This is a genomic window from Streptomyces radicis, from assembly GCF_003626575.1.
In the GTDB taxonomy this organism is placed as follows: domain Bacteria; phylum Actinomycetota; class Actinomycetes; order Streptomycetales; family Streptomycetaceae; genus Streptomyces; species Streptomyces radicis.
Window position 1 is genome coordinate 136,810 of sequence record NZ_RBDY01000004.1, and the last position, 12,024, is coordinate 148,833.

Sequence of the window (12,024 nt, forward strand, 5' to 3'; positions counted from 1 at the left end):
GGGGTCGGGTCGGGTCGGGGGTCGGGTCAGCGGTGGGGGGCGGGGTTCGTGGCGAGGACGGCGTCGACCTCGGCGAGGGCGGGGAACGACGCCTGGGCGCCGGGCCGTTGGACCGAGAGCGCGGCGGCCACCGAGGCCGTGCGGGCGGCGTCGGCGAGATCGGCCCCCCGGGCGAGCGCCGCGGCGAGGAAGCCGACGAACGCGTCGCCCGCGCCCGTGGTGTCCACCGCGTCGGGCACCGGGTGCGCGGGCACCGTCACATCCCGCCCCTCGCGGGTGCGGCAGCGCGCCCCGCGCGCGCCCAGCGTGACGACGACCGCGCAGCCGAACCGGGCGGCGAGCGCGGGGGCCAGGTCGTCGACGGCGCGCCCCGCCGCCCCAGGCCGCTCGCCGAGCGCCGCCCTGGCCTCCGACTCGTTGACGACCAGCAGGCCGACGGCGCGCAGGGCGCGTTCGGGGAGCGCGACGAAGGGGGCGAGGTTGAGGATCGCGAACGCGCCCCGCCGACCGGCCACTTCGAGCGCCCGGCACACGGCGGGCACGGGGATCTCGCACTGGACGACGACGAGGTGCGCGGGCGTCGCGTCGGCCAGCGCCGCCTCGACGGCGTCGGCGTCGAGTTCGGCGTTGGCACCGGCGGCCACGACGATCGCGTTCTCCCCCGAGGCCGCGACGGTGACGACGGCGAGCCCGGTGGGGGCGCCGGGGCGGCGGCCGACCAGGCGGGTGTCGACGCCCGCGCCCTCGAGCGCGGCGCGCAGGCGGGCGCCGCGGTCGTCGGCGCCGAGCGCCGCGACGAACGCGGTGTCGGCGCCGCCGCGCGCGGCCGCGACCGCCTGGTTCGCCCCCTTGCCCCCGGCGGTGAGCGTGCTGGATCCGGCCAGGACGGTGGCACCGGGGACGGGAAGGGCGTCCACGGTCAGGACATGGTCCTCATTGGCCGAACCAATGACGAGAACCTGCCCGTTGCGCGCCGACGAGAGCATCGTTGCCTCCCAGATCCAGCCATTCTCTTCGTGTAGACCGGGAATCTACACGAAGAGAACGAGAGCGCAAGGGGGTTCGCCTGCGGCGGGCCCCGACGACGGGCTACAGGTCCGTGGAACAGGTGCCGGGCCGTGGGCCCGAAAGGGGGGTTCGCCTGCGGCGGGCTATGACGACGGGCTACAGGTCCGCAGGGCAAGTGCCGGACCGTGGGCCCGAAAGGGGGTTCGCCTGCGGCGCGTTCGCCTGCGGCGGGCCCCCACGACGAGCTACAGGTCTGCGGAACAGGTGCCGGACCGTGGGCCGAAGGGGCGGGTTCGCCTGCGGCGCGTTCGCCTGCGGCAGCTCGGACGACGTTCGCCTGCGGTGGGGCGGACGACCGGCTACGGGTCCGTGGAGAAGGTGGTCCGGGCAGTGGCCCGAAACGTACACGTTCGCCTGCGGCAGCTCCGACGACGAGCTACAGGTCGGCGGAACGGGTGATCCGGGCAGTGGCCCGAAAAGGGGTTCGCCTGCGGCGCGTTCGCCTGCGGCGGGCCGGACGACCGGCTACAGGTCCGTGGAGAAGGTGGTCCGGGCAGTGGCCCGAAACGTACACGTTCGCCTGCGGCAGCTCCGACGACGAGCTACAGGTCGGCGGAACGGGTGCCGGGGCCTTGGCCCGAAGGGGCGGGTTCGCCTGCGGCGGGCTACAGGTCGGCGGAGCAGGTGGGGCTTGAATGGTCGGCTATTGGTCGGCGGGGATGCTCTCGTGGCAGCCGCAGGACTCGCGGCGCACCAGGCCGAACTCATGGTGGTCGAGACGGCTCACCGTGCCGGGATCCGCCTCGAACGCCGCCGAAAGCGCCTCCCGCGCAATGGCCGCGACCGGCTGCTCAACGGCGGTCAGCCGCGGAACGGCAAAGCCCGTCAGGTCCGTTCCCTCGCCGCTGACCAGCGCGAGGCCCTCGGGGATCGCGACACCTCGGTCGCGCGCCGCGCGGATCACGCCGACCGCCTGCGCGTCGGACGTGGCGAACAGGGCCGTCGGCCGGTCGGCCCGGTCGAGCAGCGCGATGGCCGCCGCGTATCCGGCGGACCTGGTCGCCTCGGCGGAGAACACGTCGTCGGGCCGCGCCTCGAGCCCGTGGTCGCGCAACGCGCCCGCCCAGCCCTCCCGTTGACGCCGCCCCGCGACATGCTCCCCGTCGGCGCCGACCAGGCCGATGCGTTCGTGGCCGTGCTCGATGAGGTGCGCGGTGGCCGCCCTGGCGCCCTCGACGGCGACCTCGGGCCGGTCGACGACGACGATCGGGATGCCGAGCGCCTGGAGCGGCGCGAAGTCCTGCAACGGGTCGGTGCTCATGAGGATCACGCCATCGACCCGGCGCTCGGCGAGGCTGGCGAGCTGGGCGCGTTCCCGCTCGGGGCGCCACGACGTGGTGGCGACCAGGAGCTGGTGGCCCGAGTCGAACGACTGCTCGGAGAGGTGCTGCGTGATCGCGCCGAAGTACGGCTGCCCGAGGTCGGGCACGACAAGGCCGAGTGAATGCGTCTTCCGGGTGCGCAGATAGCGCGCCATCGCGTCGCGCTGGTACCCCAGCTCGGCGATCGCCGCGAGCACCCGCTCCTTGGCCGCCGCGGAGACGGGCCGCGGCCCGTTGTTGATCACATAGGAGACGACCGCGGGTGACACACCGGCGGCCCGGGCCACGTCGTCGCGGGTAACGGCCATGCCCCCAGCCTACGGGCGAGCCGCGCGGCCCTGGCACGGCCGGGCGCCGGGCAAGAGGCAGAGGCGTCAGGGGCCGGTCGGTTCCCGGCGTCTCAGGGCGTCCGGCCGCTGTGGCGCAGCCTGACGCAGTGGCGGGGGCGCGTGCGCAGCTCGGGGTGGAGGTTCCAGCCCTGCTCCGAGGCGACGTGCAGGACGTGGCCCGCGCCCGCGCCCCGGTAGTAGTGCACGCCGAGGTCGAGGTCGCGGTGGGCCGCGTAGAGGTACGGGGATTTCGCGAGCAGCCGGGTCTTCTTCCCTATGCGCCGTTCGACGCGCGCCCGGTAGTACGCGGTGTCGCCCTCCCGCACCAGCGACACCGGGGTCACGCACCAGCGCGGGATGAACGGCACGCGGCCCAGCGTGGCGTCGAGCACCCGCACCGCGCCGCGCTCGGAGCGCGGCACCAGGTAGACGAACAGCTGGACCACCGCCGCGACGCCGTGAAAGCAGAGCGCGAGAAGGATCCACACGACCCACCACAGCGGCAGGAACGCCAGGGTCAGGGGCAGGAGCACCAGCCAGCGCAGCGCGGCGGATCGAACGGGGAGCGGCCCCCAGGCCGGGTCATTGTGGTGGTGCACGGACGCGTTCCCCCCGGTTTGCGATGGCGCGCTCGGCAGCGCGCGGGCGAGTATACGGGGTCGCCTGCGGCGGGCTCGGCAGCGAGTTCGCCTGCGGCGGGCTCGGCAGCGCACGGCCCGGGGCCGCCCGCGGCGGGTCGCCTGCGGCGGGCTGGGCGCGGGGCCGCCTCCGGCGCGGGGTCGCCCGCAGCAGGTCGCCTGCGGCGGGCTCGGCGCGGGGCCGCCCGCGGCAGGTTCGGAACGGAGCCACCTGCCGTGCCCGTTCGCCTGCGGCGGGCTGGGAGCGGGGCCGCCTCCGGCGCGGGGTCGCCCGCGGCGGGGATGGGGCGCAGTGGCCTCCGGCACGGGGTCGCCCGCGGCGAGCACGGAGCGGAGCCGCCTCCGGCACGGGGGCCTCCGCGGCGCGTTCGGGGCGGCGCACAGCGCGCTGACCACCCCGGAACAGACACGCACCCACTACCGCCGAGGCCCACAACGGACTCAGGGCGCAATCTCCCGCGGCGCCGAGCCGCCCGCGGCAGGCGCACCGCACCGCGCAGCGCGCGGACCGCCGCGGGACGGGCGCGCGCCCGTGGCAGGCGCGCAGCGCGGGGTCGCCCGCGGCATCGGGTAGCCCGCGGCAGGCGTACCGTCTCAACTGCTCGGGAGCGGCTGTTCGACCCAGATCGTCTTGCCGCTCTTCGTGTAGCGGCTGCCCCAGCGCTGGGCCAGCGAGGCGACCAGCATCAGGCCGCGGCCCGTCTCGTCGAGGGAACGGGCGCGGCGCAGGTGGGGGGCCGTGCTGCTCGCGTCGAAGACCTCGCAGATGAGCGCCTTGTCCAGGATCAGCCGCAGCTGGATCGGCGGCGCCGCGTGCCGTATCGCGTTGGTGACCATCTCGCTGCTGAGCAACTCGCAGGTGAGCGCGGTGTCTTCGTCGAAGCCCCACGCGGTGAGGCGTTCGTTGACGCGCTTGCGCATCTCGGCCACCGAGGGCGGGACCGGGTCGACGTCCCAGGTGGCGACCCTCGACGGGTCGAGCGCGCTGGTCCTGGCGAACAGCAGGGCGACGTCGTCCCGCGCTTCCCCCTTGGGCAACAGCGCGCCGAGCACGGTGTCGCACAGGAGGTCCAACGACCGGCCCGGCTCGGCGTCGGGGCGGCGGAGCACGTCGCACAGCGTGCGCAGCCCCGTGTCGAGGTCCCGGCCCCTCCCCTCGAGGAGCCCGTCGGTGCCGAGGGCGAGCAGGGCGTTCTCGGGCAGCTCGCGTTCGACGGGCTCGTAGGGCAGGCCGCCGAGGCCCAGGGGAGGTCCGAGCGGCATGTCCAACGCCTTGGCCGTGCCGTCGGGGAGCCTCAGCACCGGCGGCGGGTGGCCCGCCCTGGCGAGCGCGCAGCGGCGCGATATCGGGTCGTAGACCGCGTAGAGGCAGGTGGCGCCGACCTCGTCGGCCTTCTCGGTGTCGTCGGCGTCCAGGCTCAGGCGCACCACCAGGTCGTCCAGGTGGGTGAGCAGCTCATCGGGCGGCAGGTCGAGGTCCGCCAGGGTGCGCACGGCGGTGCGCAGCTGCCCCATGGTGGCCGACGCCCTGACGCCGTGGCCGACCACGTCCCCGACGACCAGGGCGACCCGCGCCCCCGAGAGCGGGATCACGTCGAACCAGGCGCCCCCGACACCGGCGTGCGGCATGGCGGGCTGGTAGCGCGACGCGGTCAGCACCGCGGTGGAACGCGGCAGCGCGCGGGGCAGCAGGCTGCGTTGGAGCGTGAGGGCGACCTCGTGCTCCCTGGTGTAGCGGCGGGCGTTGTCGATACAGACCGCGGCCCGCGCGGCGATCTCCTCGGCCACCAGCACGTCGTCCTCGGCGAACGGCTCGGGGCGGCGGTGCCGCACCAGCACCGCCACGCCGAGGACCTCGCCCCGCGCCCGCAGGGGCACGGCCAACGTCGCGTGCGCGCCGCTCTCGCGGAAGATCGCCGCCCTGGCCACGCTCTCCCCGCTCCAGCAGCGGTACACCTCCTCCTCGTCGCCGCAGCGGATGGTCCGCCCCTCGCTCAGCGCGCGGATCCGCGGTGAGCGCTCGGGGTAGACCTCGAGGGCGCCGAGGTGCACCACGGCCTCGGGCGAGCCGTCGTGGATCGAACGGTGCGCGGCGCGCAGGAGCGTCAGGTGGCGGGCCTCGGGGTGCTGGCCGTCCAGCGGGTCGAGCAGGTCGACGGTGATGAAGTCGGCGAGCCGGGGGACGCACACCTCGGTGAGCTCCTCGGCCGTCCTGGTGACGTCGAGCTGGGTGCCGATGCGGACGCTGGCCTCGTTCACCACGACGAGCCGCTCCCTCGCGGCCTGTTCCTCGGTGGTGTCGTGGGCGGTCAGGCTCGCGCCGAGGACCCGGCCGTTCGGATCGCGCAGCGGCGCCATGGCCATCCGCCAGGCGTGCACGCGGCTCTCGCCGCCGGTCCGCATGGTGATGTCCAGGTCGCGCGGGCGACCGCCGCGCAGCACGCCGCGCAGCGCCCGCTCCACCACCAGGTGCTCCTCCCTGCCCCCGATCTGGGTCACCAGCAGCCCGCGGACCTCGTCCTCGGACAGGCCCATGACGCCCTCCATCCTGGCGTTGATCCTGCGCAGCCGCAGATCGGCGTCGTAGATCGCGGTCGCGCAGGGGGACTGGGAGAAGCCCCACCTCGCCAGGTCCTCGTCACCGGCGCGCGGCTCCCTGCCCGTCAACGCGGTGACCAGGAGCCAGCCGCCCTCCCCCGTCCCCGGCGCGCCGCGGTGCGCCACCAGGGGGACGGTGACCCGGTGGCCTTCGCGGTGGCGCAGCGCGAGCGAGCCGTTCCAGCGGCGCAGGCCCGTGAGGCCACGGAACATCTCGGGCGCCGTGCCTTCGGCCAGCAGCAGGGACGCGTGGCGCCCGAGCGCCTCGGGCTCGGACCAGCCGAGCAGGAAGCGGGCGCCCGCGCTCCACCGGCTGATGACGCCCGCGCCGTCCACCATGGCCGTGGCGTCCGGCGGCGCGTCGATGTCCTCGGCGGCGCTCGCCGGTGCGCGGGAGGACGGGGAGCCCTCATCGACCATGCAAAAATCATTCCATCCCCCCGCGATACCCGCATATCCCCCGCGTGCCCGGCCCGACGGCGGCTGTTCGGTCAGTCGTGGGTGGGGGGTGGGACCAGGGTGTCGTCGGTCGTGCGGCGGGCCAGGTGGTCCTCGACGTTCCTGGCCGTCGTCGCGACGATCTCGCCCACCGCGTCCCGCGTGTAGTACGCCTGATGCGAGCTCACCAGCACGTTGCGGAACGTCATCAGGCGGGCGAGGACGTCGTCGGTCACCACGTCGAGTGACCGGTCGAAGAAGAAGACCCCGGCCTCCTCCTCGTAGACGTCGAGGCCCACGCCGTCGAGCCGTCCGGCGCGCAGCGTCTCCACCAGGGCGTGGGCGTCGATGAGCCCGCCGCGGCTGGTGTTGACGAGGATGGCGTCGTCCTTCATGCGGCGCAGCGCGGCGGCGTCCACCACGTGGTGGGTGTCGGGCAGCAGCGGAACGTGCAGGCTGATCAGGTCGGACTCGGCGAACAGCCGGTCGCGGTCGGTGTACTCCATGCCGAGGGCCTGGCACTCCGGGCTCGCGGCCACGTCGTGGCCGAGCAGCCGCATGCCGAACCCGGCCGCGATCCGGGTGAACGCGGTGCCGATCTTCCCGGTGCCGAGAACGCCGACCGTGCGGCCGTGGAAGTCCCGGCCCATCAGGCCGGTGAGCCGGAAGTCGAAGTCCCGCGTGCGCGTCGCCGACCGGGTCACCCGCCGGTTGACGGCAAGCGCCAGGGCCCAGGCGAACTCGGCGACCGAGTGCGGCGAGTACGACGAGACGCGGGCCACGGTGAGGCCGAGATCACCGGCGGCGCGCAGGTCGATGTTGTTGTACCCGGTGGCCCGCTGCGTGATCAGCCGGGTCCCGCCCGCGGCCAGGCGTTCCAGCACGGGGCGGTCGAGCACGTCGTTGACGCCGCTGCACACCACCTCGTACCCGGACGCCGTGGCCACGGTGTCCCCGTCCAGGATCAGCTCGAGGCAGCGCAGCCGGTGCCGCCCCTCGAACGCCGCCTCGAGCAAGGGGCGTTCGTCCGCCGTGACGCCGTAAGCGACGATCTCCATCGCCCGCTCCTTCCTTTCCGTTCCGCCGTCCAGTGTCGGCGACGCGGGGCGGCGGACCGCGCTGCCTCGGCGGGTACGCCGACGTGACTCGTGCCACGTTTGATCGATCGCACGCTCAGATGAGCGATCTCAGGGTAGCCTCCCCGTGTCAGGGCAGCCGTTCACGAGGAGTCGAAGTCCCGTGCCGGATACGCGTATATCTCCCCTCATCACCCCCTCACCCTCAGCCACAGCGACCACCGCGACCACCTATGTCTACGACTTCGCCGAGGGCCACAAGGGCCTGGTCGACCTGCTCGGCGGCAAGGGCGCGAACCTCGCCGAGATGACCAGGCTCGGCCTGCCCGTTCCGCCGGGCTTCACGATCACCACCGAGGCGTGCCGCGCCTACCTGCGCACCGGCGCCGAGCCGGACACGTTGCACGCTCAGGTGAGCGCGCACCTCGACGCGCTGGAGCGGCGCATGGGCCGCCGCCTCGGGCAGGGCGACGACCCGCTCCTGGTCTCGGTGCGCTCGGGCGCCAAGTTCTCGATGCCGGGGATGATGGACACCGTCCTCAACATCGGCCTCACCGACGCCTCGGTGACCGCCCTCGCCCGCCAGGCCGGTGACGAGCGGTTCGCGTGGGACTCCTACCGGCGGCTCATCCAGATGTTCGGCAGGACCGTCCTCGGGATCGAGGGCGACGCGTTCGAGGACCTCATCGACGACGCGCGGCGGGCGGCGGGCGCCGCCACCGACGTGGAGCTGACGGCGGACCAGCTGCGCGCGTTGGTCGAACGGTTCAAGGACGTCGTGCGCGTCCGCACCGGGCGCGGCTTCCCGCAGGATCCGCGGGAGCAGCTGGACCTGGCCGTCCGGGCCGTGTTCGACTCGTGGAACGGCGACCGCGCCCGCCTCTACCGGCGCCAGGAGCGCATCCCGCACGACCTCGGCACCGCGGTCAGCGTCGTCGCCATGGTCTTCGGGAACCTGGGCCCCGACTCGGGCACGGGCGTGGCGTTCACCCGCGACCCCGCGACCGGTCACCAGGGCGTCTACGGCGACTACCTGGCCAACGCCCAGGGCGAGGACGTCGTCGCCGGGATCCGCAACACCGTGCCGCTGGCCGACCTGGCCACCGCCGACCCGGCCTGCTACGCCCAACTGCTCCGCACGATGGAGGTGTTGGAGAACCACTACCGGGATCTGTGCGACATCGAGTTCACGATCGAGCGCGGCACGCTGTGGATCCTCCAGACCCGGGTGGGCAAGCGCACCGCGGCGGCCGCGTTCAGGATCGCCGTGCAGCTGCTCGACCAGGGCCTCATCGACGAGCGTGAGGCGCTGCGCCGGGTCAGCGGCGGGCAGCTGGCGCGGCTGATGTTCCCGAGGTTCGCCACCGAAGCGGCGGGCGACGTGGCGGGCGAGCGGCTGGCCACCGGCATCGGCGCATCCCCAGGGGCCGCGGTGGGCGCCGCCGTCTTCGACTCCGCGACCGCCGTCGCCCGCGCGGCCGCCGGGGAGCGCGTCATCCTGGTGCGCCGCGAGACCAACCCCGACGACCTCGACGGCATGCTCGCCGCCCAGGGCATCCTCACCGCACGCGGCGGCAAGACCTCGCACGCCGCCGTCGTGGCCAGGGGCATGGGCACGACCTGCGTGTGCGGTGCCGAGGAGCTGCGCGTCGACCCCGCCGCGCGCACGCTGACGACCGCCGACGGCACCGTCGTCGCCGAGGGCGAGGTCATCTCCATCGACGGCACCACGGGCGCGGTCCACCGCGGCGAGGTACCCGTCGTGCCGTCCGCCGTCGTCGAGTACTTCGAGGGAACGGCGCCGGCCGACACCGACGACCTCGTGGCGGCCGTGGACCGGCTCATGACCTGCGCCGACCGCGTCAGGCGGCTCGACGTGCGCGCCAACGCCGACACCGCGGACGACGCCGCGCGCGCCCGCCGCTTCGGCGCCGCGGGGATCGGCCTGTGCCGCACCGAGCACATGTTCCTCGGCGAACGCCGCACGCTCGTCGAGCGGTTGATCCTGGCCGAGTCGGACGACGAGCGCGAGGCCGCGCTGGCCGCGCTGCTGCCGTTGCAACGCGACGACTTCACCGACCTGTTCGCCGCGATGGACGGCCTGCCGGTCACCGTGCGGCTGCTCGACCCGCCGCTGCACGAGTTCCTGCCCGACCTCACCGACCTGTCGGTGCGCGTCGCGCTCGCGCACGACGTCCACGACGCCAGGCTGCTGACGGCCGTGCGGCGGCTGCACGAGCGCAACCCCATGCTGGGGCTGCGCGGCGTGCGGCTCGGACTCCTCGTCCCCGGCCTCTTCACGATGCAGGTGCGGGCCATCGCCGAGGCGGCGGCCCGGCGCGGGGCGGCGGGCGGCGCGCCACGGCCCGAGATCATGATCCCGCTCGTGGGCACGGTGCAGGAGCTGGAGATCGTCCGCGAGGAGGCGGAACGGGTCGTGGCCGAGGTCGAGCGCGACCACGGCACGCGCCTCGACATCCCGCTCGGCACCATGATCGAGCTGCCGCGCGCCGCGCTGACGGCGGGCCAGATCGCCGAGTCCGCCGACTTCTTCTCGTTCGGCACCAACGACCTCACCCAGACCGTCTGGGGCTTCTCCCGCGACGACGTCGAGGCCAGCTTCTTCGGCGCCTACCTGGAGAAGGGCATCTTCGGCGTCTCCCCGTTCGAGACCATCGACGCCGACGGCGTCGGCGCGCTCGTCACCACCGCCATCGCCGCGGGCCGGGCCGCGCGCCCCGGCCTCAAGCTCGGCGTGTGCGGCGAGCACGGCGGCGACCCCGAGTCCGTGCACTTCTTCCACGCCGCGGGCCTCGACTATGTCTCCTGCTCCCCCTTCCGCATCCCCATCGCCCGCCTCGAAGCGGGCCGGGCGGCGGCCGAGGGCTGACCCAGGGCCGGGTGAACGCCCCCGCGGGGCCGCCCGGTTCGAGGTGTGGATCGAGCCGGGCGGCCCGGCGCGGGACCCGGCGTTCCGCGCCGGGTCAGCCGCGGCGCGGGTAGGGCGTGAGCAGCTGGTCGACCGGCGCGAAGTCGTCGGTCAGGACGCGCGCGTCACCGATCCACGCGTCGAGCGCGGCGCCGTCGACGACCCGCCAGTCGCCGCCGCGCTCGGCGACGCGCCGCCCCCACGCCGCCGTGTCGAACGCGGTGTCGGAGGCCGACACCACGAAGTTGCCGCCCCCCGCGCCGTCGAACGACCCGCCCGCCCCCGCCACGGCCACGTGCGCGAACTCCGCCCGCACCGTCGCGACGGCGGCGCGGACGAACGCGAGCTCGCCGTGGTCGACCACGTTGACCGCGTACGCGCCACCGGGGCGCAGCACGCGCCTGATGTCGGCGACGGCCTCCCGGGTGGTGAGATGCCACGGCACGCTGATGCCGCCGAACGCGTCGCCGACGACCAGGTCGCGGGAGCCCGTGGCGATCCTCCGCAGGCCGATCCTGCCGTCCTCCACCCGCACGTTCAGGCTCTCGCCCGTCTCGACGCCGAGGCGCTCCCTGCCGATCTCGACCACGCCGGGGTCGATCTCGGAGACCACGCTCGTGGAGCCGGGGCGCGCCGCCGCCAGATAGCCGGGGACGGAGAGCCCACCGGCGCCCAGGTGGTAGGCGTCGAGGGCCTCGCCCTCGGGGTAGGCGGTGTCGACGAGCGAGGCGATCGCCCGGACATAGGCGAAGTCCAGGTGCTCGGGGTCGTCGAGGTCCACATACGAGTGCCGCAGCCCGTCGAGGACGAGGGTCCTGCCGCTCTCCCGCTCGGGGTCGTCGACCACGCTCGCGCAGTGGTAACGCGTCTCGGCGTCGCAGCCGCTCGGCACCGCCGCCCCGACCGTGACGCTGCCGCCGACGACCACGCCCGCCACCAGCGCCCTGCGGCCACGGCGCCAGTCCCGCGACGAGGCGTCCACCACCAGGCCCGTCACCAGCAGCAGCGCGCCGAGCGCGAACAGGATGACGCTGACCGGGACGACCGAGATCAGCACGAACCCGGTCAGCACGGTGCCCGCGATCCCGCCCGCCGTGCCGATCCCGGAGAGCCGCCCCACCACCGTGCCGGTCGCCTCGAGGTCGACGAGCAGCAGCTTGGTGACCATGGGCGTCACCGCCGTGAGCAGCGCGGCGGGCACGAACAGGCAGGCCGCGCCGACATACAGGACCAGGCCGCCGCCCGCGTCGCCCACGAGCCGCACCAGCGGGGGCGTCGCCGCGACGGCCACGCCCGAGAGCGCGAGCAGCGGGCCGAGCGCGCGCCGGGGCGCCACGGCGTCGGCGGCCCGCCCACCGGCCCACGACCCGAAGGCGATCGCGGACAGGGCGATGCCGATCACCATGGTGTTCATCTCCATGGTGAGCCCGATGTAGGGGGCGAGCAGCCGCAGCGCGACCAGCTCGACGACCAGCACCGCCGCCGAAGAGCCGAAGACCAGGACGGCACCGGCCCTCGGCCCGATCCCCGGCACCCGCACCGCTTCCTCAGCCACCACCACGCCCGCTCCCCTCGGAGATCCGCCCCGTCCCGGCGAACCTACAAGCCGCGGGCCCCTGTCCGGAA

General features: G+C 74.6%; 7 protein-coding genes. 1 reads left to right on the forward strand and 6 read right to left on the reverse strand.

Going from position 1 to position 12,024, the window contains the following annotated elements:
• Positions 1-26: 26 nt before the first annotated feature.
• From D7318_RS08260 to D7318_RS08280, 5 genes are all read right to left on the reverse strand, one after another.
• Entirely contained in the window at positions 27-986 is a 960-nt protein-coding gene (locus D7318_RS08260) for a ribokinase (RefSeq protein WP_120696225.1), read from the reverse strand.
• 725 nt (positions 987-1,711) lie between these two features.
• Positions 1,712-2,698, reverse strand: a complete 987-nt coding sequence (locus D7318_RS08265) for a LacI family DNA-binding transcriptional regulator (RefSeq protein ID WP_120696226.1) — start codon at positions 2,696-2,698, stop codon at positions 1,712-1,714.
• A 92-nt stretch (positions 2,699-2,790) separates the two neighbouring features.
• Positions 2,791-3,318 carry a hypothetical protein gene (locus D7318_RS08270; RefSeq protein WP_120696227.1) on the reverse strand — a complete coding sequence of 176 codons (528 nt, stop codon included), beginning with the start codon at positions 3,316-3,318 and terminating at the stop codon, positions 2,791-2,793.
• 633 nt (positions 3,319-3,951) lie between these two features.
• The gene (locus D7318_RS08275; protein WP_120696228.1) at positions 3,952-6,375 is read right to left on the reverse strand and encodes a SpoIIE family protein phosphatase; all 2,424 of its coding nucleotides are present in this window, start codon (positions 6,373-6,375) and stop codon (positions 3,952-3,954) included.
• A 71-nt stretch (positions 6,376-6,446) separates the two neighbouring features.
• On the reverse strand, positions 6,447-7,451 hold the full coding sequence (locus D7318_RS08280; protein ID WP_120696229.1) for a 2-hydroxyacid dehydrogenase: 1,005 nt from the start codon (positions 7,449-7,451) through the stop codon (positions 6,447-6,449).
• A 208-nt stretch (positions 7,452-7,659) separates the two neighbouring features.
• Here D7318_RS08280 and ppdK point away from each other — a divergent pair, with 208 nt between their 5' ends.
• Positions 7,660-10,359 (forward strand): pyruvate, phosphate dikinase, encoded by a 2,700-nt coding sequence (gene ppdK, locus D7318_RS08285; protein ID WP_120696420.1) that lies wholly within the window; start codon positions 7,660-7,662, stop codon positions 10,357-10,359.
• A gap of 94 nt (positions 10,360-10,453) precedes the next feature.
• Here the strand turns inward: ppdK and D7318_RS08290 are convergent, their stop codons facing one another.
• Positions 10,454-11,953: a fused MFS/spermidine synthase gene (locus tag D7318_RS08290; RefSeq protein ID WP_230423519.1), complete on the reverse strand. Its 1,500-nt coding sequence runs from the start codon at positions 11,951-11,953 to the stop codon at positions 10,454-10,456.
• Between the last annotated feature and the right edge of the window lie 71 nt (positions 11,954-12,024).